General features: G+C 35.2%; 22 protein-coding genes. 6 read left to right on the plus strand and 16 right to left on the minus strand.

The features are described 5' to 3' along the window. Positions 1–710: 710 nt before the first annotated feature. The gene (gene ltrA, locus ACJRPK_RS05325; protein ID WP_407138827.1) at positions 711–1,973 is read left to right on the plus strand and encodes a group II intron reverse transcriptase/maturase; all 1,263 of its coding nucleotides are present in this window, start codon (positions 711–713) and stop codon (positions 1,971–1,973) included. A 106-nt stretch (positions 1,974–2,079) separates the two neighbouring features. On the opposite strand, the gene ACJRPK_RS05330 is transcribed toward ltrA, so the two are convergent. From ACJRPK_RS05330 to ACJRPK_RS05350, 5 genes are all read right to left on the minus strand, one after another. Next, a complete protein-coding gene (locus ACJRPK_RS05330; protein ID WP_407138828.1) occupies positions 2,080–2,922 on the minus strand; it encodes a hypothetical protein in 843 nt (280 codons plus the stop codon). A gap of 342 nt (positions 2,923–3,264) precedes the next feature. Further along, positions 3,265–3,624 (minus strand): hypothetical protein, encoded by a 360-nt coding sequence (locus ACJRPK_RS05335; protein WP_407138829.1) that lies wholly within the window; start codon positions 3,622–3,624, stop codon positions 3,265–3,267. Positions 3,625–3,972: 348 nt separating this feature from the next. Then, complete coding sequence (locus tag ACJRPK_RS05340) at positions 3,973–4,458, minus strand: hypothetical protein (RefSeq protein WP_407138830.1); 486 nt, start codon at positions 4,456–4,458, stop codon at positions 3,973–3,975. A gap of 327 nt (positions 4,459–4,785) precedes the next feature. Beyond that, entirely contained in the window at positions 4,786–5,007 is a 222-nt protein-coding gene (locus tag ACJRPK_RS05345) for a hypothetical protein (RefSeq protein WP_407138831.1), read from the minus strand. Between the two features lie 9 nt (positions 5,008–5,016). Further along, positions 5,017–5,349, minus strand: a complete 333-nt coding sequence (locus ACJRPK_RS05350; protein ID WP_407138832.1) for a hypothetical protein — start codon at positions 5,347–5,349, stop codon at positions 5,017–5,019. 198 nt (positions 5,350–5,547) lie between these two features. Between ACJRPK_RS05350 and ACJRPK_RS05355 the strand changes: the two genes are divergently transcribed. Further along, on the plus strand, positions 5,548–7,107 hold the full coding sequence (locus tag ACJRPK_RS05355) for an IS1182 family transposase (RefSeq protein WP_407138833.1): 1,560 nt from the start codon (positions 5,548–5,550) through the stop codon (positions 7,105–7,107). A 108-nt stretch (positions 7,108–7,215) separates the two neighbouring features. Here the strand turns inward: ACJRPK_RS05355 and ACJRPK_RS05360 are convergent, their stop codons facing one another. Both ACJRPK_RS05360 and ACJRPK_RS05365 read right to left on the minus strand, forming a co-directional pair. Beyond that, positions 7,216–7,488 (minus strand): hypothetical protein, encoded by a 273-nt coding sequence (locus tag ACJRPK_RS05360; RefSeq protein WP_405207132.1) that lies wholly within the window; start codon positions 7,486–7,488, stop codon positions 7,216–7,218. Then, positions 7,481–7,873: an SMI1/KNR4 family protein gene (locus ACJRPK_RS05365; protein ID WP_407138834.1), complete on the minus strand. Its 393-nt coding sequence runs from the start codon at positions 7,871–7,873 to the stop codon at positions 7,481–7,483. Before ACJRPK_RS05365 ends, ACJRPK_RS05360 begins: the two co-directional genes overlap by 8 nt. Positions 7,874–8,470: 597 nt before the next feature. Between ACJRPK_RS05365 and ACJRPK_RS05370 the strand changes: the two genes are divergently transcribed. Beyond that, positions 8,471–9,244 (plus strand): DUF6261 family protein, encoded by a 774-nt coding sequence (locus ACJRPK_RS05370; protein ID WP_407138836.1) that lies wholly within the window; start codon positions 8,471–8,473, stop codon positions 9,242–9,244. Positions 9,245–9,635: 391 nt separating this feature from the next. Here the strand turns inward: ACJRPK_RS05370 and ACJRPK_RS05375 are convergent, their stop codons facing one another. From ACJRPK_RS05375 to ACJRPK_RS05415, 9 genes are all read right to left on the minus strand, one after another. Next, entirely contained in the window at positions 9,636–9,971 is a 336-nt protein-coding gene (locus ACJRPK_RS05375) for a hypothetical protein (protein ID WP_407138837.1), read from the minus strand. A gap of 64 nt (positions 9,972–10,035) precedes the next feature. Beyond that, on the minus strand, positions 10,036–10,605 hold the full coding sequence (locus ACJRPK_RS05380; RefSeq protein WP_407138839.1) for a Crp/Fnr family transcriptional regulator: 570 nt from the start codon (positions 10,603–10,605) through the stop codon (positions 10,036–10,038). Positions 10,606–10,869: 264 nt separating this feature from the next. Then, complete coding sequence (locus tag ACJRPK_RS05385) at positions 10,870–11,628, minus strand: hypothetical protein (RefSeq protein ID WP_407138840.1); 759 nt, start codon at positions 11,626–11,628, stop codon at positions 10,870–10,872. A 341-nt stretch (positions 11,629–11,969) separates the two neighbouring features. Beyond that, positions 11,970–12,653, minus strand: coding sequence for a DUF6891 domain-containing protein (locus tag ACJRPK_RS05390; protein ID WP_407138841.1), 684 nt, complete (start codon positions 12,651–12,653; stop codon positions 11,970–11,972). 242 nt (positions 12,654–12,895) lie between these two features. After that, on the minus strand, positions 12,896–13,903 hold the full coding sequence (locus ACJRPK_RS05395; RefSeq protein ID WP_407138842.1) for a DUF2806 domain-containing protein: 1,008 nt from the start codon (positions 13,901–13,903) through the stop codon (positions 12,896–12,898). A 182-nt stretch (positions 13,904–14,085) separates the two neighbouring features. Continuing rightward, positions 14,086–14,565 carry a hypothetical protein gene (locus ACJRPK_RS05400; RefSeq protein WP_407138843.1) on the minus strand — a complete coding sequence of 160 codons (480 nt, stop codon included), beginning with the start codon at positions 14,563–14,565 and terminating at the stop codon, positions 14,086–14,088. 150 nt (positions 14,566–14,715) lie between these two features. Next, complete coding sequence (locus tag ACJRPK_RS05405) at positions 14,716–15,282, minus strand: hypothetical protein (protein WP_407138844.1); 567 nt, start codon at positions 15,280–15,282, stop codon at positions 14,716–14,718. A gap of 51 nt (positions 15,283–15,333) precedes the next feature. Continuing rightward, positions 15,334–15,714, minus strand: coding sequence for a RidA family protein (locus tag ACJRPK_RS05410; RefSeq protein WP_407138845.1), 381 nt, complete (start codon positions 15,712–15,714; stop codon positions 15,334–15,336). Between the two features lie 66 nt (positions 15,715–15,780). Next, a complete protein-coding gene (locus tag ACJRPK_RS05415; protein WP_407138846.1) occupies positions 15,781–18,576 on the minus strand; it encodes a putative LPS assembly protein LptD in 2,796 nt (931 codons plus the stop codon). A 201-nt stretch (positions 18,577–18,777) separates the two neighbouring features. Between ACJRPK_RS05415 and ACJRPK_RS05420 the strand changes: the two genes are divergently transcribed. The 3 genes from ACJRPK_RS05420 to ACJRPK_RS05430 all read left to right on the plus strand — a co-directional run bounded on the left by ACJRPK_RS05420 (position 18,778) and on the right by ACJRPK_RS05430 (position 22,270). Further along, the gene (locus ACJRPK_RS05420; RefSeq protein WP_407138847.1) at positions 18,778–19,902 is read left to right on the plus strand and encodes an N-acetylmuramoyl-L-alanine amidase; all 1,125 of its coding nucleotides are present in this window, start codon (positions 18,778–18,780) and stop codon (positions 19,900–19,902) included. Positions 19,903–19,987: 85 nt separating this feature from the next. Beyond that, positions 19,988–20,932 (plus strand): MlaD family protein, encoded by a 945-nt coding sequence (locus ACJRPK_RS05425; RefSeq protein WP_407138848.1) that lies wholly within the window; start codon positions 19,988–19,990, stop codon positions 20,930–20,932. Between the two features lie 6 nt (positions 20,933–20,938). Next, positions 20,939–22,270 (plus strand): 4Fe-4S dicluster domain-containing protein, encoded by a 1,332-nt coding sequence (locus ACJRPK_RS05430; RefSeq protein ID WP_407138849.1) that lies wholly within the window; start codon positions 20,939–20,941, stop codon positions 22,268–22,270. Positions 22,271–22,299 lie beyond the last annotated feature (29 nt).

Raw genomic sequence — 22,299 nt, forward strand, 5'->3', positions numbered from 1 at the left:
TAAAAACTCAAATAATAATGACCAGTCTAAGTTTTTTAGGTTGTAAAAAGTTACAGCATTTTCTAAACAACATATAGCATAGGAGACTCGGCCTCTAATTGTAATGTATTTAAAATCTTCTCCTTTTATCAATTTATTTTTTATTATCGCTAACGTTCCGGCTAAAAAGCGTTGCTGTCCCGAAGGGCAGCTATGATTTTTTAGCCATTGTGTGTGCCTTGAATGGTAAATATAAATAAGTTCTTTTAAATATCGAATTTAATCCAAAGGGTGCAAGTCCCTTATGCGCTAGGGTCGTGCCTGGAAGCAAAGCAAGTGGCAAGGTTGCTAACCGTGAGGTTTAGACTGAAGTAAGCCAGACTGCGTAAACTGTACTGACGAACAGAAACTGAATATGAGGCTATTAGATTGGATGAGTAAACACATCATTGCGAAGTCCTAAGCTACTGAGAAGTAGACATAATCGAAGTAGTAGATTCAGCAGGCATAGTTTAAAGGATATTTATCTTACCAAGGGAGATCTCCGTAGCCACTAGTTGGCAGAGTGGAGAAGTCAGCCGAAGTCATAGTAGTTAGTGAGCTGAATACTAGCGAAGGACTGAACAATAATGGTCTTTAATAAACAATGGAGCATTGGTATGCTAAGGATAGTAATCTAATACCAAAGTAGCCGCTGATTAAGCGAGACAACAAAAACAAATGAAGTATTAATGATTAAACAATTAACATCAAAAGAGAATCTAAACGAAGCCTATTTAAAGGTGTATCGCAATAAAGGAGCTGCGGGAGTTGACGGCTTAAGTGTGCAAACGCTAAGGTCTACTCTTCAAACAAATAGAAAGCGAATCATCCAAGAGATAGAAATTGGAACTTATCAGCCACTTCCGATATTAGGTATTGAAATACCCAAGAGCAATGGGAAAATGAGATTACTCGGCATACCAACTGCAACAGACAGGGTAATTCAACAAGCGTTACATCAAGTAATGCAGCCAAAATTTGAAGTAGACTTCCAACAGCATAGTTATGGATTCAGACCGCAACGTAATGCGGGGCAAGCCATTGCACAAAGCTTGGAATATATCAATTCAGGTTACCAGCATATTGTGGACATTGATTTGAAGTCTTTCTTCGATGAAGTAGAACACTATGTGCTTTTAGAGTTGATATACAGAAAAGTAAAGTGTAAGCAAACCCTAAAGTTATTACGTTCATTTCTTAGAGCACCAATACTCATAAAAGGTAAACTGCAAAAACGAAGAAAAGGAGTTCCTCAAGGTTCGCCTATAAGTCCATTACTTTCAAATATCTTACTCAATGAGTTGGATAAATTACTTGAGCGTAGAGGGTTACGTTATGTAAGATACGCCGATGACTTTAGTGTTTATGTGAAAAGTGAGAAGGCTGCAAAACGAGTAGGAAATAATCTCTACTTGTATTTAAAGCAAAAACTTCGATTGCCAATTAATCGAGAAAAGAGTGGTATTCGCCGCCCCTTAAACTTTAATGTTTTAGGTCACTCCTTTGTGGCATCTTACAAGAAGGGAGCAAAGGGGAAGTATCAACTAGTAGTTGAGAAGTCCAAATGGAAAGCCTTTAAAGCAAAGCTTAAAAGGTTAACCAAAAAGACAATTCCTGCTGCATTTGATGAACGGATTCACCGTATCAATCTATTGGTTCGAGGTTGGATAAATTATTACAAACAAGCATCCATTCAAGCTAAACTCAAAAAATTGGAAGAATGGCTAAGAAACCGATTGAGATATTGTATATGGCATCATTGGAAAAAGCCCGATCGGAAAAGGAAAAACCTAATCCGATTAGGAATAACCCAAGGACAAGCGTATGCATGGAGCAGAACTAGAATGGGAGGATGGGCAGTAGCCCAGAGTCCAATTTTAGGAACTACAATCACAATCGAACGGTTGAAAAAGAGAGGTTATATTAGTTTGGTAGAATACTACAAACGTTGATGTTTCATTGTTGAACCGCCGTATACCTGCCTTTGCCGTCAGGCAGGCGAGACCCGTACGTACGGTGGTGTGAGAGGCGAACTCCGACTATTTTAGTCGGAGCCGTCTACTCGATTGTGCTTTCGTTTTCTTTTGTTTTATAATCTTCTGGATTGACCTCAATTTTTTTAAATTCTCCTGAGTCAATCAATATGTGATTTATCTTTTGAATGTCAATTTGATTCTGTTCTCCAAGAATGAAAATCATATCCCAAATGTCTTTGGTAATAGTCGTCTTTCCATTAATAGACTTCAGATGAATCCAAACTTCGTCATTCATCCAAACATCTGTCATATCATCAAATGAAAATCCGTTCTTAGATAACAATTCAAGTAATTTTTCAATAAATCTGTCCGCATTCCCAATTTTAACGAATTCAATGAGTTGTTCGCTCGAGTTGTAAGCAGGTCTTAATTTGTAGCTATAATTCAACCTTTTTCGATTGCCTTGCTTATCGAGAAGTTCAAGTGCAAAATCGTTTGCCAAACATTCAAAAGTCTCATCTTTGAAGAAGAAGACATAGTGTCTTTTTCCCTCTGTTTCTTTATTAACTATTGTTATCGGGTCAGGGAATTTTCTGTCCAGTCCTCTTTTTATTTCGTAGAATTCGCCCCAAGGTAATTCGTTTGGGTTTGTTCGATATTGACCAAAATAATATCCTTCATCGTTACAGTGGTTTAGCGAATAAATAGAACAGTTTTGAAATGTAATTTTGGCTTTATCTCCTTCGTCAAAATCGTCAAACATTAAATGATTGACAAATATTTCCATAGTCAAGTGATCTCCATTAATTTCTAATTGAACCTCTGGAGATACAGGGTCAGCATTCCAATCACTTGTAATTTGAAAATAGTCAATCTTCCTTTCAGATTGCTTTTTACTCCTGAATATGTTAGTTAACCATTTCAAATTTCAGTTTCGGTTTAATGAAGCACAACAATGTTATATAGTCACCTTTGGTAACTATATTTCTCTTTTACGATCACTACCCTATAAAATACCAAGTGAGGTTAGTTATGCGTTTTAATGTGACTAAACTACATAATTTATCATACATAAGCCAATAACAGGCAAAAGTGACTAGGCAGAAGGTAAAAGTTTCAGAAAGGAGACAGGAATCAAGATGCATGACTAAGATCTATAGAAAATATAGCAACCCCCATACTCACATGTATCGACCCGGTTTAGTCAACACGGCCTTCATGCTCGGTCGTACCGACCATAAATGCTTAGTTGTTATGTATAATATTATTATTCCGCACAGATTACACCTTTTTGGGATATTTTTCTTCCGTCATTGGTTGTCATTATGGCGTCATAAAACATACATTTTCCTTCAATTCTAGATTTCGAAACGACAATTCCATTATTTTCATTGATCCATTTTTTCTCGTCACTCAATTCTGCTTTTGATTCATCGTAAGTTAAACGATAAGTACAATCATCCATCCATTCAAGTATCTCATATTCCGGATTCCCTATATCTACTCCGTTTATCCATTCGATTTGAGAGTTCTCTTCACGTATTACAATATATTTATTAATTGTAACATCTCTTGGCGTACTAATTTTGCTTATAGAATCGTTAGATGTTATTGTATATTTCTTCATATCGTCACTTGTAGGAATATAGAAAGCACCAATTTTAAAATCCGCACAAGTTAATTCCTGCGCATTGATATTTATTCCGACAAGTAGAATTATTGCTATTAAGATTACTGTTTTTTTCATTAAGCTTTTAGTTTTGTCAATAGTATGAACGACCTTATAAGTATGTATAGTAGCGGAGCAAAAAAAAATGTTACCTTATTCTACGATTTCTCTCTACCCATCCGGCAGGCGGATGCGCATTGGTTGCTAATTTTTATTATCTGCAAGTATTTCACCTTACCAAAATATTACAACCATTTGATTCACCATTTAGCTGCTATGGCAAATATATTGCGTTACCCAACGGTTTTAGTTTTTAAATACTTTTTCTGAATACAAATTAGTCAATTCCAAATAAGCCATTTCATTCATTTGCGATTCATACATTATTAGTCCAATTGTCTTTATATTCAGACGCTTTTTTCCATTTCGACTATTCTTTTTTGGTAAAAGTTTATGGATTTTTTGATTTAACAATTCAATTCTGTCGTTTCCTTTATTAAATGCCATTCGGTCGTCGTATAGCTCTAGATCTGTTAGTTCATACTTTCGCAATAACATTAATTTAGTTCCAATTATTATTTTCAAACTTGAAGAAAGAAAAGCCAGATAGAAATTTCCGCTAATTACTTCCACATAGTAAATCATCTTTACATCCAGTGGAAGGTAAGTACCCACTAAAAGAATAATTCCAGTAATAAGGAATATTAGGACACCAATAATTGTCAATAAGAATCCAATTCCGTTTATGACTCTTAATTCACTTCCGATTTCTATTTGTAGTTTCTTTTTCAAATGTTGGGTAATAATGATATATAATTAACTAAGGTAACAATTTATTCTTTTTTACTATTCACTATCCTTAGGTAACCAAGTGAGGTTAGTAACTCGTTTTAATGTGACTAAACTACATAATTTATTATATATAAGCCAATGCCAGTCAAGAGGGACAAGGCAGAAGGTAAAAGTTTAAGAAAGAAGACAGGAATCAAAATACATGACTAAGATCTATAAAAACTGGTGGCAATCTCCATACAAACAAATATCGACCCGGTTTAGTCAACACGGCCTTCATGCTCGGTCGTACCGACCGCATAAATGCTTAGTTGTTGTAACACGTTTTTATTTTTCGGTTTCCTTTTCCTTTTTTTCTCCGACAGCCCATTTTCTTATTTGTTCGTTTAAATCTCTAAATCCGATTCCTCCAAGTAGTATTCCAATTGGCATTCCGATTAAAGTACGCCAAAATTCTTTAGGATTTCTTCGATAATCTGGAAGATAAGCCCAATATAAAAATCCTCCAAAAAGGATTATCAAAACAGATATAATTATGAATTCAGTCATATTTTATTTTTATCCAAACATCGCCCAAAGCATAGACATTATTGAGTCAAAAGTGCTTTGTCCTTTTTCAGGTTCACAATATTTTTTCGATAAGTATTTCAACGATTTTTTATTCCAATTGCTATCAAATATTAAATTCAGTTCAGTTTTGTGATTTTGTATTTCTGATTCCGATAGTTCTTTTCGTTTTATTTTGTATTCAGTTTTTATTAAATTCGTTATTTTCTCAAATTCTCCATTTTGAAACAATTCCTTTTCATTTTGAGTTCCTACATTTTCCAACGAGGATTTTTTTCCCTCGTAAGTATTATAAATTCCTAAATGTTTTTTAGTTAATTTCAATTTTTATTGATTTGGTCAAATGTGTTACAACGGTCTCGGCTATGAGTAGTTGCGTGGATTAGCATTAACTTTTGTAAGTACACACCAAGCTGAAAATCCGCGAGGATTTTCAGAAGTAGGCGAGAACAAGCAATTACTTATAGCCATTGTGCCTGTTGCACAACTTGATAAATATATGGATATTTCGTAACTTACTGTATGCAAGGTAAAAAAGTGTATCAGGAAAAATTGTTTAATTCTTTTAGTCTTAGTTCGCGTGTTCCCGAGAATAATTTCTACCGTCGTCTGAAGGAGGCATGTGATTTTGATTTTTTATATAAACTTACAAAAGACTTTTATGGTACTAGCGGTCAGAAGAGTATCGACCCTGTTGTATTTTTTAAGCTATGTTTGGTTGGATATTTAGAAAATATCATCAGTGACCGTAAGCTTATTGATCATTGTTCTATGCGTCTTGATATTATGTATTTTGTGGGTTATGATATAGATGAAGAATTTCCTTGGCACAGTACAATAAGTCGCACACGCCAATTATTTCCAGAGATCATTTTTGAATCTGTTTTCACTAGAGTATTACATCTTTGTATAGAGAAAGGGATGGTTAGTGGTCACACGCAAACTATAGATTCGGCACCCGTTAAAGCCAACGCTAGTATGGATACTCTTGAACTTAAAGTCCCAGAGGAGGATCTTGAGATACATCTTCGTCGGGTGCGTCACATAAGTGCTATGGATAAGAAACCGCTGCGCAAGTATAAGGAAGATAAATCAGATACTATACAACGAAGTATCACGGCAAACCAGAATGAATTAGATGCTATAAAGAATCGTACCAAACGATGGAGTAAGGATCAAGATCAGCGTCCTGGCGCGGGCAATAAGGGTAGTAAATATACAAGCAATAAAACTCATTATAGTCCAACAGATCCTGATGCACGTATAAGCGTAAAACCAGGGAAGGCCAGAAAGCTCAATTACCTTAGCCAGCTGAGTGTAGACACAGCCCATCACGTGATCACCGATATACAGGCATACCACGCCGACGGTAAAGACAACCAACAATTACCAGACATTATTAATAGGTTACAAAGACGCTTGTGGCAACAAGGCTTGTTATGGGAGAACTGTGTAGCCGATACAGGATATAGTAGTGGGGAGAATTATGCTTATTTAGAGCAACAGGGACTTAAAAGTTTTATTCCCCCACATGGTACTTATAAAGGTGGTCCAAAAGGTTTTGATTATAACAAAAAACAAGATTTTTATCTATGTCCACAAGGTAAAATCATTCCATTTACTAAAGTATTTAATGATTACCGTACAGGCACTAAGAAGAAGGAATACAGAGCGAGAAAGGCTGTCTGTGTTGGTTGCCCATTGCGAACATCCTGTTTGGGCAAAAGTGCACAAGAGAAAAAGTTTAGTGTTACCTATTACCGAGAAGAATACGAGCGAAATATAAAAAGAGTGCATAGCCCACAGGGCAGGTATATGAAAGGCAAACGACAAAGCACAGTTGAGCCGGTCTTTGGGACACTCACACAATTTATGGGCTTACGAAAAATCAATACTATAGGTCTAAAACAGGCTAATAAAGTAATGCATCTATCCGCTATAGCGTATAATTTGAAGAAGTACTTAAAATTCATCAAGAAAGACTCAATAAGTAAAGCGGGAGTGCATTTAGCCCATATTTTTCGATTTGAATGTCTTTTAAGGCCTGAAATAAAGCGTTTAGAGCAATTTGTATTGCAGTAGTTATTAGTATATCGCTTTAAAAAACCAGCGCTTAGACTCAAGATTTTATATCGATTTTATCTTTTTTGAGGACTTGTGCAACGGTTACCATTGTTGTGCATAGTTTTTTTATAAAATCGTGAGTAAAATAATAAACAATCCGATGGACAATACAAAATTCCAAGGATTACCAATATTTTTCTTTAAAAATTCTTTATTCCATAAATCTTTTAGTTTAATCCATTGATTAAAAGACAAGACTGCTGTTAATGTTAAAAACAATAATTTAATTATAGTTCCAGTTGATGTTAAAATCAAATATGGAATTGCAAATAAAATGCTTTCAGAATTAGTTATAAATCCATCGATAAAGTCTAAAATTGGGGTTTCTTTTTTATTCATCCAATTCGTTTATAGATTCCGCTATTTTTTGCATTTGTCCGATTTCGTGATTCCAAAAGTGAATTTCGTCAGTCAGAATTCCGTTTCCATTATGAGTCAAGATTACTAAATTCCCAAATCCGTCAGAGCCGATTGCAATTCCGTTTTTTGGAAATCCGTGCCATTCAAGAGCATTTTTTGTTTCAAGTCCAATGTGATTACAAGTCCGACTTATTCTTTTTCTGTCAGATTTGTCAAAAAAGGGATAGAGTTCAAATTCAAATTCGTCCGTTACTAATTCTCCACCATTTGATTTTATCATTCGGTTTTTAAATTCAGTTGGGAATTCTACATTCAATTCAGATTCCGTTTCTTTTATATATTTTTCGTCAATTGGAAATGGCATTTCGAGGTTTTGTTAAATTATGTACAACAATGTTATATAGTCACCTTTGGTAACTATATTTCTCTTTTACGATCACTACCCTATGAGATACCAAGTGAGGTTAGTAACGCGTTTTAATGTGACTAAACTACATAATTTATCATACATAAGCCACTTAACAATCCAACAGATTTTAAAACCTTCCTGACAAGTGCGGCAACGTTTCCCACCATCGGGAAACCTTCCTGACAAGTGCGGCAACGTTTCCCACCTCCGGGAAAGCTTCAGGACACGGGCGGCAACTTTCCCACCTCCGGGAAACCTTCAGGACACGGGCGGCAACGTTTCCCACCTCCGGGAAAGCGTCAGGACACGGGCGGCAACGTTTCCCACCTCCGGGAAAGCTTCAGGACACGGGCGGCAACTTTCCCACCACTGGGAAAGCTTCAGGACACGGGCGGCAACTTTCCCACCTCCGGGAAAGCTTCAGGACACGGGCGGCAACTTTCCAAGCAGTGGTAGCAAGGGTTTGGCGAAATCAAGGATTTTCTAAAAAAACTTTGGTTTGTCGGGAGAACATTCTATATTTAACTTATTATTAACCATTTATAATATATTATGATAACAATTCCTATGCAACGTGCGTATAGAAACAGTGAGTTTATTCAGTTTCACGCCAATGTCCTTTCCATCGTTACAGATGCGGATCCAGAAAAATTAAAAATCGCTGATCAGGTAAAAGCTTACAGTACTCCGGTCACCGCTCTCGACGATGTTTTTAAACAACAAACGAGCAGTCCAACAACCAAAGAACTCGAAGCCTATGATGAGGCTCGGGATTTTGCTATTATCGGGATCCGTGCCGTGATAGAAGGCTATACTTATCATTTTGATAAAAAGTCTCGTGAGGCTGCTCAAGCCTTATTAGAGAGTATTGACCTTTATGGTGCGCGTATCTACAAATTAAATTATCAGGCACAAACTACTACGTTGCGTAATTTGATAAGTGAGTGGGAACAAAATGCAACGCTCAAAAAAGCGGTGACGTTATTACAGCTTACCGACTGGATAGCCCATATGAAAACGGTGAATACCGTATTCAATACCAAGTTTTTAGAACGTAATAGTGAGTATGCTACGACTAATAAGGAAAATCTCAGTACGATGCGTGATGAGGCGGTGACGGCATATCGCGTGCTTATGGATCATATTACAGCGCACGCCACACTTAACAGCTCTGCTGCGCTTACCAATTTGATTAATAAGCTTAATGCGCTCACAGATAATTACAATACCTTAATCGAGAATCGTACCCGAACCAAACCGGACGCTATAACTGATATCGATGTGGATGTTGATAATCCAACACCTAATGATATCGCTGCAGAGTAATTGCTGTATTGCTGATACTAAAAATCCCCCAAACCCATACGGATTCGGGGGATTTTGGTTACTATCTTTTGTTGTTTTAGCTACCGTAGCTACTCATTTAACTTATATACATGTTTTCTTTTTCACTGTTGGGTGCAATACTGTTTTATTCAAGTAAAAATAAAGGGTTGATGATTATAGCATAGGTGGAATAGTTATGGTATTTAATATGGCGGTGTGAGAACGCACTCCGTTCCTATTTAGGGACGGAGCCGTCTACTCGATTGTAAGTAGTATTCATCCCGAATCTCAGTTATCTGTTCTTTTTTTCTAAATCAGATTTGCTATTTATAATTGTAAGATTGAAATGTTCATTTTTAAATCTAATGAAACATTTCTTATTTGAGTGTTATTATTCACTCCAATCTAAAATTAGTTCCGGGATTACTGACTGTGCGTTCAAGTCTATATCTTGAATTCTTGCAACTTCATTCCTGAACCAATTAGAGAACGCTGATTTGTCATTTTTGAAATTTTTCACAAAACTTTCATCTTTCGCTTCTGTGTAAATCACTACATCATGTCCAGTGCTTGTTTTCTGTAAATACCAACTTTCCTTTGTAACCCCGATACGAGCATGCATTTCTGTAAATTCTGAGTTTCTGGACGTATTAACTTCTTTAGCAAAAGCTAGCCATTCATCTAATTTTTCATTCAATATTGGAAAACTGTACGCAAATTTTTTCATAATACTATTATTTATAATTTGAAGTAAAGTTAGATACATCAATCTGAAAAAATCTTAATCTGGTTTAAGAACGCTTTTTAATTTTACTTAAATATTCAGGTGTAAATCCTAAAAAGGATGCAATCAAATATTGAGGTAGTCTTTTTGCCAATTCGGGCGATTGCTCTATAAAATGGAAATAAATATCTTCTTTGGAAAAATCATACAAATATTTCATCATTGTTAGAGATTTCCCATAGGAAGTTTGGTAAACAAATCTGAAATATTTTTCAAGTTTTGGAAATAGGGTTAATAATTTTTCTTGCTTATCATACGTAATGCTTAGAACTTGTGTGTCTTCAACAGCTTGAATATAAAAATCTGTGATGGTTCCATTTTGAAAGGCTAGATAATCTGTCATCCATCGATTTTCTGTAGCGAATCGAATAGTTCGTTCTGTACCATCACCACTAATAAAAAACATTTGAAGACACCCTGCTGATGCAAAATGGTTTAAATGACATTTCTTGCCAGCCTCCAATATGTTTTCTTTTTTGCTCAAATGACATGAATCAAAGAAAGGTACTATCTTTTGAAATTCGTGTTCATGAACTTCTACAATTTGATTAAAATGTTTGAACAATTGATTTGACATTTTCGCTTAAATATAATGTATAACGTTTAGTTTTAGTATTTGGGAAGTAGGGAAGTAGAAAGCGATGAACTTTCGGGTTTGCATTGAGCCAAAGCGTTGTATTTGGTTTTATTTTTTCTCTTTTAATACCCACCGAAGGACTACGACTACCAAAATATAAAATAAAAACGAAGTCGTAAATCAAAAGATTTGGCGACTTTGCAAATAGACAACAACCTTTCGGTTAAAAACTAATCGCCCAATTTGCTATATATCGTGTTGGGGTTAGTAAATTATATCGTAACGTTTTTTGAGATAATTTTTTATTAAAGCAAGTTTGTTAGAATCTTTAACTCTTACGCCTTTGAAAGCCTTTGTTTCTTTAGATAAATACATGAAGTTTTTTAACTCTGTTAGAACTTCTAAATTTTTTGAAACTCCAAAAATTTCATTTGTTGTAGTTTTTCTTACTTCAACATATTCCGGTAAATCTTGAAGTGTATTATCCCAACTCTTTGAAACAATACTTTTTTTAGGAGTAATTAATCTAAGTTTTGGTTTTTCATTTACATCAGCCTTTGGGTATCCTTTTTTGATTCGAACATTCTCAAAATCATAGTAAACTTCAATTCCTTTTATTAATTCGTCAATATTTTTAAATTTTTCAGCATCGAAAACCACAATTGTACTATCAAGTATTATTGGTCCAGATGGATTTGGAAAAGTAGAGGCGCCAGAAATTGGTTTTGATTCATAGTATATGGGAAATATTACAAATTGATTATGATTGCTAGTTATTAATGAATTTTCCTTAATCTTTATAGAGTCGCCATATATCTTTTGAGGCTCTATTTTGTAATTCCCGTTTTTAAGACTCAATTTTGTAAATTGATTTAATGTATCTAATGGTATTTCTTGTCCATCAATTTTTAAGCTTGTATCTTTTAAATCATTATTAAGAATAAGTATCTCATTCTTTTTTGCAAAGTCATAGCAAGATGACAATAGGCTTATTGATAGTAAGATAATTGTAAAGTATTTCATTTTTTTATTATTAACCCCAACAATGTTATATAGTCACCTTTGGTAACTATATTTCTCTTTTACGATCACTACCCTATAAAATACCAAGTGAGGTTAGTTATGCGTTTTAATGTGACTAAACTACATAATTTATCATACATAAGCCAATAACAGGCAAAAGTGACTAGGCAGAAGGTAAAAGTTTAAGAAGGGAGATATGTATCAAGATATATGCCTAAGATCTATATAAACACATAGCAATCCCCATACAGACTAATATCGACCCGGTTTATTCAACACTGCATTCATGCTTGGTCATACCGACCACATAAATGCTTAGTTGTTGTGTGTAGTATTTTATATTACCAAAATTTCCAAAATGGTTTTTTATTCCCTTCTTTCACTTCAGGATTTTCAATCGTATTATACTTTTCCATTATCTCAAAAACTCGACTATAGTTGTAATCAACATTGTCAACTGCTTTTTTCCAGTTAATATTTAAAATCTCAATTCTAGTTTCCGATGAACCATTCCAATTGACATTAAATCCGTTCTTTTTTAGAATTCCGACTATTTTTTCAGCGACTTCTTTTGCTAGTTCATCTTCACCATTATAACTATCAAATCCAATATATAGCATTTTTTCATCTCCAATAGCTCTTTCTAAATCTTGAGTATGATAGAAACAATATCCTTTTGCGGTTATTCCAATTGTCTTTAATTCGTCTATAATTTCAGAACAATCACTTTCGCCATCTTGCCTTGAATATCTAGCTCTGTGAAGTGATACGATTTTTTCTTTATTCAGTTGGTCAAAGGATTTTACCAACTTCTCGAAATCAGTTGGTTTTTCCCAATTAAGACTTTCAGCTTGGTGTTTTTTTAACCTTATTTCAATTTCGTTTTTCAACCAATTTTCATCGAAGTTATCTTCATCATAAAACATTTCACTTATACTTTCTAGTAAATCGTCTCCATTCTCAAATCCAAAAAGAATATCTTTTTCGAGTTGTTCAATTGCTTCGTCCTTGATTTCTTGATTCATATTTTATTCGCAGTTTATCGGTTCCGTGATATTGCACCTAACGGACTTGTGTATGAAACGTAGCGTGTAAAAAGACACCAACTTTTCGGATAAATACAAGCCGAATCTTCAAATTTTACTATTTGTCCTTTTTTTCTTAAATCTTCAAATTTAAAATTTTGGTGACTTTCTAAAAATGCCCAAACCTTAGGTCTTAGCAATGACTTACGCTATATTTTATGCCAATTGTTGGCATTTCCTTTTTATTCCATAAATTCATTTAGGGGTACTGAATGCCTAATGTTATCTTTATTAAATTCGATGATTTTTGCATACTTTAAAGAAGTATTATCAGATTTAATATCTTGAGCAAAATTCTTTATATAATCAAAATCAGGTTTAATATCAACCAACTTTAATAGTTCTTTACCAATTGTTGTAAATAACTGAATACTAATTTCAAATTGAGGTGAGTTTGCTTTACGCTCCATTATTACTACTGTATCCCCAAAAATCAGATGAGCGCTATTGACATCTTTAGTTTGTTGATAGTTGTAAGTTGTAAAACCGCCAGGATGCATCAAACCCAATTCTTCCATCAAAGCTATGTCATTAAATGTAATGTTGAAATCTGTTAACATTTCAAACTTTTCTCCTTTGTATAGAAAATAGTCATTATTCGTCGTTATTGCATAGTTAGCTATTTTCGTAAATACCTCTGCCTCATTTTTTGAGAGGTTTCTAATTAAGTCTAGTGCTCTTAAAGAATATGATTTCGGGTTTTTAACCTCTCCTGCTAAAATTCTTCCCCACAAGCCTTGCATTTCTTCATCAGAAACATCTTGTGCATAATTAAAAAATCTTGTTGACCAATCTTCATTTACTTTTTCATCGCTAACCTCTTTCTCATTTTCTAACTGCTCTATTGCAATCTGAGTAACATTTTCAATATTTTGTTGTCGTTTTTGCTCTTGATATTGTATTCTATTTTCAGCTCGGTCAGTTAGTGAGATTATTTCTTTTATACTTTCTTTATCTAACGACCTCAAGCTCACTTTTTCTTCGCTATAGTCAATTTTTTGTAAAGTATCTTGATTTTTAGTTATTGCTTTTGCAATCACATCAATTTCATAAGCTTTTGCATCTGCATTTTTTTTAATAAGATATGGCTGTGAAATAGCTCCAGTTCCTTGAGCTATAACCTCTATCAATTTTGTTAAAGGCTTACTTAGGCCAAATACGTCTTTTATTTTATCAAGATCAAATACCATTTAGTTTGTTTTAAATGAATGCCAATGACAAATACATAAATTGGGGCAAGAAAATACACTTGAACCAATTGAATTATTTGCGCATTTCTATTCCTTATTAAACTTATAAAAATTTAGCGCCATTGCAAAAAGGAAACGACCTTTCTATCTAGCACTAAATTGTTCTGATTTCATATATCTTATTAGGTAATGTTCTTCCATTTTTCTATTCGTGAGTTTAGTTTATAAATCTCACTCACCAAATCAATTTCTGGTTTGTATTTTATATTTCGTATACAAAGTCCGGCTTGATAATATTTTTGAAGATTTTTTGAATAATCAGAATCAAGTTTCGTTTCGGCCAGATTTTTCATATAACTATCGGCTTTTTTAGAATTCATATTAGTCAAAGCAAAAGCATAAGATTTTGCTTGATGATATTCACTAAATTCTTTTGCTTGTGAAAAAATTTGATCGATATATTTTTCCATTTTTAATCCTCCAATAATTGTGGAACCCACAACTCGATTTCTCCATCCTTTTGCCGTAATAAAATCAACCAATATTGATTCATAATCGGGGGAATTCAATAATTCGGTCAAAATAGATTTTTGCTCATTAGCTAATAAGTCAGCTTTTAAGTAAAATGGAATTATATATTTTTCGATTTGCTTTTCTGTCATATCAAATGTTGCTAACAATGTCACATTGGTACTAACTAAGGTAACCATATATCTTTATATAACCACCTCAGGTAACTATATATCGATTATATACCTAGCTAAAATAGCAAATCTTTTAAGAATCAGGGTATAATGGGGTGCGGTCTTAGTCTATTCAGACAAATTAGCAATACATTGTTCTCTAAGTGCCCATACTTCGTCAAAGGTCAAGGTAGTTATTGCCGGATTGGTAGCTAACCATTTTTTGATAAAACTTTGATGGTAGGCTACTTTATATGTACCAACCTGATCAGGAGTAATATGTATCTCTTCCATGAGATCTTCTGCAAATGTGTGGTTGCTATCGATACCGGTTACATCGATAATTGTACTCTCTCTCTTAAGATAACAATGTGCTTCTGGTATATACTCGAGACCAACTTCTCTCAAACCGGTACCAATACCGGGAGTATTAACAGTAGTCATTTTATAAATTCCTATGACTAAATCAACGGCTATACTATTGCAATCTGCGATTTGTTTTAAAAATGCATGCTTGGTGCTACATGTACCTGTATGTTCTTTTAACATAAGACTCAAATCCGTCTTGTCTGTAATTCTTCCGTAAGGTAAGTGTTTGACATAACAGAGTAGTTGAGACCAGGTTACAATTCTCTTGGATCGCACTAATTGCGTCAACCGATCATCAGCATTTAAGTTGTAATCACCTGCCTCCATAGAAACTATAAAGTATTAAGGTATCAAAACACCTAGCCAAAATCAGTAGGCTTAGCGTACCGCTATGACCGAAATCTCTACATTAACAAATTTTGGTAACGCTTTTACCGCGACAGTTTCTCTTGCAGGGGCCGTGGCTTCATCAAAATATTCACCATACACCGCATTCACTTTGGCAAAATTGTTCATATCGCTTAAGAAAATAGTGGTTTTGATGACTTGCTCAAAGGTAAAACCTGCTTCGTCAAGAATGGCTTTTACATTTTTCATTACCTGCTCCGTTTCTTTGGTAATATCATCCAAAACCAATTCATCAGTAGTAGGATCAATTGCAATTTGCCCGGAAGTGTATAAGGTATTTCCACTTAAAATTGCTTGGTTATACGGACCTATGGGTGCCGGTGCATTCGAGGTAGTAATGATTTTTTTCATAATATGAGTATTGATACGTGTGTAGTGTAAAAGTAGCGATACTTTTGACAAATAAATAAATGCTAATTATAAATTTCTGTCGGCTTCTCTTCGTTTATCGTACTTGATATCGCTCAAGACAGATGATTTTATCCCAATAAAGAAATTCCATGAGGTACGTTCACTAAACGGAATCCAGTTAAAACTCATTTGCCAACTCTCTAAATCTCTCTGAAAACGTAAATTGGTAAAGGTGAAGCCCGGATTTTTTAAATCATAACCGGAGGAGACGCCCACGGTCCAACGCGGCGCCAGCTCTACATCTCCCGAAAACATCAGGGAGTGTGATGAGATTTCATTTTGCCTGGCACTATTGGAGTAATTGATAGTGTAGGCTAATCGCAAGGACCACGGAATTTTGTAACTATAAAACTTGACATCAGATACATCTTCGTCAACACCATCATCTTCATATACGCCCTGGTTATCACTAAAGTCTGTCGTACTGCCAAAAAGATTATCGGCACGTCCGCCATTACGCAGGGTTTGATTATCCAGCGGATCTGTTTCTTTCGTTTTACGCTGAAAATCTTTGCTGCTAAACGAGTAGCCAAAATTTGCACTGGCATTAGTTAATCTAAAAAGACTTCCGCCATTATCGATGTTCCAAACATCAATTTTTCTGTTGTTATTATCCAAAGCATAGGGATCAAGTTGCATGCTAAAATTAATGTCTAGCTTATTTTGTACAATAGGAATATTACCGCGTATGGATAACGGACTCAATTTAAGGGAATCACCGGCCAAATTATAAGCAGTAGATAGCGTAAGGTTATTTAGCAGATTCACTTTTTTGGGCTCGGTAGCAGTCGTATCTCTGCTACGCACCTTGGCTTCGAGGTTATTACTTAACGAGAAACCGATATTACTGGAAAACGTATTACTGGGTGCTCCAAAATAACCGCCATCAAATCGTGAATATTCTACAACTTCAGTTTCGTCAACATCAATCGTATTAGGATTGTCAGTACGCACGTAGGAATCATAATATTGATCAAACTTAGGGTTGATGCTATAACTGATCGACGGACGCATAGTGTGTCGAATTGCCTGAATTTTCTTGTCTTTCTTAAAATTAAAGGTTCCGTAGATGGTCGTACCCAAACTGGTAGAAAAGTTATAGGTTCTAAACGCATCAAAACCGCTTATGGTGTCTCTCACAACTTCACCGGCACCTTCATTAGCATCAGAATCATAGCGTTGCTCGATAGTTTCGAATACCCAATTTTCCTGAAAGGTGGTTCCGGCAGAAGCACTTAAGTATTTAAATATTTTAAAATTTGTACTTACAGGAATAGAATGTTGCATCCCTATCTGAGCATTATCAAACATCTCGGCAGAGAGTAAGTCATCATCGTTGGTTTGTATTCTGTTTTCTCCTCTAAAGTTGTACTGTGTATTAATATTATGGATAATTCCTTTTTTGATCCCTTCTTTAGGAGCGAAAGGGAATATTCTGGAAACACTGGCAGATACATTAGGTAACGATAGGTTGACTACACCAGTATTGGTATTAGAGTTATGCGTAGCTGCAGCATTTACGTTTACCTGAGGATCTCCGGGAAAAGTTTTGGCGTAGGAAATAGAGGAACTAATTTGATTGTTTAAAAAGTTTCCGGTATTTAACTGATTGGTGGACTGTCGGTAAAAATTACTACTTCCAAAGTTCACAGAAGCCGAAAACCTAGAGTTCGGATTCGCCTTAGCATCCTGACTGTGGGTCCATTGAATGTTATATGTAGTCGCTTGAGAGAAATCAGGAAAACCCCGTTCGCTTGTCAGATTGTTTTCGTAGCGAAACCTAAGATTTCCACGATATCGATAGCGTAGCGCATAAGCAGATTCTATCGCAAAGGTGTAACTTCCGTTCGTATAATAATCTCCCATCAAGGTCAGGTCTGCATAGTCACTGATAGCAAAATAGTACCCTCCGTTTTGTAAAAAATAGCCTCGTCGGCTTTCTTCTCCCGGATTCGGAATGATAAAACCAGAGGTTCTCTCGTCAGTAAGCGGAAAATATCCAAATGGTAACCCAATAGGAGTGGGGACATCAGCAATAAACATATTAACCAGTCCGGTCACAATTTTCTTTTCGGGTACTAATTTGATACGCCTGGCATAAAAGTAATACTCAGGATCATCGATATTATCTGAAGTTGTAAATTTTACATTTTTCATATAAATCACCGAATCATTTTCTCTCTTTGAGACTTCATTTTTGATTTTAAAACCGTTTTGTTCCGTCCGCGAATTATAAATTAACGCCTTTTGCGTGTCAAAGTTAAATCTAATGGAATCTGGCTCAACTACATTTTGTGCTTGTTCAAAAACAGGAGTCTGCGTATATTCTCCCAAGGAATCCTTAATACCAAAAGCATACACTTCATTTTTATTATTATCCATAATAATAAGTCCGGCGTTTAGCTTCATATCTCCATACACCACTTCGGCTTCGTCGTACAAATACATCTTGTTTTCCTTACTGCTTAGCCGCATATAGTCTTTGGACTTATATGTTACTTTATCGGTAAGGAGTTGTTTTTCAGGTTTTACAGAATCTTTTTTTACAGTATCCTGTAAAATTTCTGTATTTTCTCTGAGTGAAGCGTTCGTAATAGAATCCTTAAGTTGCTGAGTGATAACTTGGGTGCTGTCTTCTTGGGCAGGAATAGAAACTTCTGTGGAACTATTGGTTTCTTGACCACTTGTATAGTGAATACAAAGTAGTGTAAAACTTAGTGAATAAAGTATGTGTCGTACCGAGGTTTGCAATGGTTTAAATACTATTTTTGTAAAACTATGGCTTAGTTTTTGAAGTCCCAAAATTACATATATTTTTAATGTAGTAATCGTTATTAATAGAAAAATAAAGCAATAGTGCTAAAAGTATTATTTTATTTGAATTCAATATGCTGACACATATGGTTTGTATGAATAAATAAAATTATCTTAAGGCTATGTCAAAAGTAACGAATAGTAATAGTAAATGTTTCAAATTTGTCGAAGATTGAAGAAAAATTGAAGATGAAAAGATTGTATGTAGTATCGGTTTTATTAGTTGTTATAGGGGTAAGTCTTTCGTTTACAACATATAACGAGTTGCCCAATGATAAAAAGAAATTTGTAGTTGTATTAGATGCGGGTCATGGCGGTCATGATTCGGGGAATCGTGGCAATGGTTATAGTGAAAAAGATATAGCGCTTAACGTAGTATTGCGTATCGGGGAGGCGCTAGAAAAGGACGATCGGTTCAAAGTAGTGTACACCCGCAAAACTGATAAATTTATAGAATTGCATGAGCGCGGCAAAATTGCAAATGATGCCAAAGCAGATCTTTTTGTGTCTGTACACTGTAACTCCCACCGTTCTCAAGCACTGGGAACCGAGACCTTTGTATTAGGATTGCACGCGAATGATGAGAATTTTAATGTTGCAAAGAATGAAAACTCCGTAATCCTTTTAGAGGACAATTATCAAGCAAACTATGATGGTTTTGATCCCAATTCGCCTGAATCCATTATTGGACTCACTTTAATGCAGGAGGAGTATCTGGAGCAGAGTCTTACGTTAGCTAGCTTTGTTCAGAATCGATTTAAAAAACGCCTGGCACGTAAGAGTAGAGGTGTGAAACAAGCAGGATTTGTCGTACTGCACCAAACATATATGCCAAGCGTACTGATTGAGCTAGGGTTCCTAACCAATGATCAGGAAGGACGCTACCTTAATTCTGAAAAAGGGCAACAAGAGATGGCTGCTTCGATTATCACCTCTGTGGTAGATTATAAGGAAAGTCTGGATGCTATTTATAATTTTCCGGATACGAAAGATTTTTTAAGTTCGGATGCTGCTCAGGATAGTGGAGAAAAAGAGTTGTACGAAGGCGTCACTTTTAAAGTTCAAATTGCTGCCGGATCCAGTGATATCGAATTGAAACCTTATAATTTTAAAGGGTTGGATGAGTTAAGTAAAGAGCATTCTGATGCAATTTACAAATACTATTTTGGACAAACCTCTGATTATAAAGAGATTCAGGAACTTAAAAATATTGCTGTTGGCAAAGGATATACCTCAAGTTTTGTGGTTGCTTTTAAAAATGAAAAAATGATTCCGTTAGCTGAAGCTTTGAAAGTCAACACTTCTTCGAATTAATCTAAATAAATACTGTTAAAAGCTTTAGTAATAATCAGTAGAAGTATAATTTTTATTCTAAATTTGCCGCTAAAACAAATTTATTTTGAAATTTACTCGTGAAGTTAAAACAGGAATCTTAGCTGTATCTGCTATAGCGCTTCTGATTTTTGGATATAGTTTTCTTAAAGGAAAGAATCTTTTAGAAAACGATCGTACATTTTATGCCATCTATGATAATGTAGAAGGGTTAATTCCTTCTTCACCGGTTACAATAAATGGTCTTGTGGTAGGTAAAGTCGTTTCTATTGATTTTGCTAATTCGAAGGGAAGCTTGGTTGTTGAATTTAATGTGGATAGTGAATTTGAATTTTCTCGTAACAGTTTGGCCAAAGTTTATGGCGGCGGACTTATCGGAGGTAAATCCTTGGCAATCATTCCTAAATATGAAAAAGGGCTCGAAGCAAAAGATCAGGATACGCTACCGGGAAGGGTTGAAGAAGGACTTCTTGAATTGGTGAATGATCGTTTGACACCACTTCAGGAAAAGTTAGAAGTAGCTATCGTAAGTGCAGATTCTGTATTAACATCCGTTAATGGTATTCTCTCACCAAAAACACAAGATAACATAAATTCATTGGTAAGTGATCTAAGCGTTACCGTTAGTAATTTTAAAGGAGCTTCGGGGTCTCTTAAAAATATCCTTTCCGGAAACGAAGAAAAGCTGAATCGTACCTTCACCAATCTGGATGAAATGTCTACAGATCTTAACCAGTTTACTACCAATTTATCTAAAGTAGACGTGGATAAATTAGCCACCGATGTGGAGACCATGCTTAACAATATCAATGCTACTGTTAGCAAGCTTGACCAGGGAACTATTGGTAAATTGATTAAAGATGACAAATTATACGATAACTTAGAGCGCACCACTAAACAATTAGAATTGTTGCTGGAGGATTTACGTCTCAATCCAAAGCGATACGTCCATATTTCAGTTTTCGGTAAAAAAAGTGAACCTTATGAGCAACCAGGAGATTCAATAAACTAATTAACTATGCAGTACATTCCTAATATTTTATTTGTAATCGCGCTTTTGGCGGGAATCGGTTTTTTCTCTAATAATATTCGTAAAATCATACGTAATATCAGATTGGGTAGAGATATCAATCGTTCTGACAACAAATCCGAACGTTTTAAAAACATGGCGATGATAGCTTTAGGGCAATCAAAGATGGTACGTCGTCCGATCGCCGGAATTTTGCACGTAATTGTATATGTAGGATTTATTATTATCAATATTGAGGTTTTAGAAATAATCATCGACGGTATCGCCGGGACACACCGTATATTCTCTTTCTTAGGTGGATTTTATGATTTTCTAATTGCATCCTTTGAGATACTTGCATTTTTGGTACTTGTAGGAGTTATCATCTTTTGGACACGAAGAAATATTTCTAAAATCAGAAGATTCTGGGCCAATGAGATGGAAGGATGGCCAAAAAACGATGCGAACATAATTTTATATTTCGAAGTCGTTTTAATGGTGCTGTTTTTAACGATGAATGCTGCAGATTTGCAACTTCAAAACCTTGGGGCTGAGCATTATGTAAAAGCTGGATCTTTCCCAATAAGTTCTTTTATAACACCCTTGTTTGACGGAATGTCAATGTCAAGTTTGATAATCTTAGAACGCACAGCTTGGTGGTTACACATCTTGGGAATTTTAATCTTTTTGAACTACTTATATTTTTCAAAACACTTACATATATTATTAGCTTTTCCTAATACGTATTTTGCAAATCTGAAGCCAAAAGGACAGTTTAAGAATCTTGATGCGGTAACACAAGAAGTAAAATTGATGATGGATCCAAGTGCAGATCCATTTGCCGCAGCTCCGGAAACCGAAGGAGAAGAAGGGGAACCGGAGAAATTTGGTGCAGCCGATGTAACAGACTTAAATTGGGTGCAGTTGCTCAATGCCTACACCTGTACCGAGTGCGGACGCTGTACAAGTGAATGTCCTGCAAATATTACAGGTAAAAAATTATCTCCGCGTAAGATCATGATGGATACACGGGATCGATTGGAAGAAGTAGGTAAAAATATTGATAAGAATGGCAGTTTTGTTGCTGATGAAAAGCGGTTGCTAAATGATTATATAACACCAGAGGAACTATGGGCATGTACTAGTTGTAATGCCTGCGTAGAAGCTTGTCCGATTGGTATCGATCCTTTGTCTATTATCATTGATATGAGACAATATTTGGTGATGGAAGAAAGTGCTGCACCATCGGATCTCAACGTTATGATGTCAAATGTAGAAAATAACGGAGCACCTTGGCCATTTAACCAAATGGACCGTATGAACTGGAGCCAGGAAAAATAATTTTATAACCAATACCAAAAATCACCACA

It is taken from the genome of Aquimarina sp. 2-A2, assembly GCF_045505135.1.
Lineage (GTDB): Bacteria > Bacteroidota > Bacteroidia > Flavobacteriales > Flavobacteriaceae > Aquimarina > Aquimarina intermedia.

Bases quoted from the DNA above. Each gene is read 5' to 3' on its own strand.
- ACJRPK_RS05370 (WP_407138836.1), top strand. From the start codon at position 8,471: ATGATAACAATTCCTATGCAACGTGCGTATAGAAACAGTGAGTTTATT.
- ltrA (WP_407138827.1), top strand. From the start codon at position 711: ATGATTAAACAATTAACATCAAAAGAGAATCTAAACGAAGCCTATTTA.
- ACJRPK_RS05430 (WP_407138849.1), top strand. From the start codon at position 20,939: ATGCAGTACATTCCTAATATTTTATTTGTAATCGCGCTTTTGGCGGGA.
- ACJRPK_RS05400 (WP_407138843.1), bottom strand. From the start codon at position 14,565: ATGACAGAAAAGCAAATCGAAAAATATATAATTCCATTTTACTTAAAA.
- ACJRPK_RS05410 (WP_407138845.1), bottom strand. From the start codon at position 15,714: ATGAAAAAAATCATTACTACCTCGAATGCACCGGCACCCATAGGTCCG.
- ACJRPK_RS05395 (WP_407138842.1), bottom strand. From the start codon at position 13,903: ATGGTATTTGATCTTGATAAAATAAAAGACGTATTTGGCCTAAGTAAG.
- ACJRPK_RS05360 (WP_405207132.1), bottom strand. From the start codon at position 7,488: ATGAATAAAAAAGAAACCCCAATTTTAGACTTTATCGATGGATTTATA.
- ACJRPK_RS05420 (WP_407138847.1), top strand. From the start codon at position 18,778: ATGAAAAGATTGTATGTAGTATCGGTTTTATTAGTTGTTATAGGGGTA.
- ACJRPK_RS05365 (WP_407138834.1), bottom strand. From the start codon at position 7,873: ATGCCATTTCCAATTGACGAAAAATATATAAAAGAAACGGAATCTGAA.
- ACJRPK_RS05385 (WP_407138840.1), bottom strand. From the start codon at position 11,628: ATGAAATACTTTACAATTATCTTACTATCAATAAGCCTATTGTCATCT.
- ACJRPK_RS05355 (WP_407138833.1), top strand. From the start codon at position 5,548: ATGCAAGGTAAAAAAGTGTATCAGGAAAAATTGTTTAATTCTTTTAGT.
- ACJRPK_RS05345 (WP_407138831.1), bottom strand. From the start codon at position 5,007: ATGACTGAATTCATAATTATATCTGTTTTGATAATCCTTTTTGGAGGA.
- ACJRPK_RS05405 (WP_407138844.1), bottom strand. From the start codon at position 15,282: ATGGAGGCAGGTGATTACAACTTAAATGCTGATGATCGGTTGACGCAA.
- ACJRPK_RS05380 (WP_407138839.1), bottom strand. From the start codon at position 10,605: ATGTCAAATCAATTGTTCAAACATTTTAATCAAATTGTAGAAGTTCAT.
- ACJRPK_RS05335 (WP_407138829.1), bottom strand. From the start codon at position 3,624: ATGAAGAAATATACAATAACATCTAACGATTCTATAAGCAAAATTAGT.
- ACJRPK_RS05375 (WP_407138837.1), bottom strand. From the start codon at position 9,971: ATGAAAAAATTTGCGTACAGTTTTCCAATATTGAATGAAAAATTAGAT.
- ACJRPK_RS05390 (WP_407138841.1), bottom strand. From the start codon at position 12,653: ATGAATCAAGAAATCAAGGACGAAGCAATTGAACAACTCGAAAAAGAT.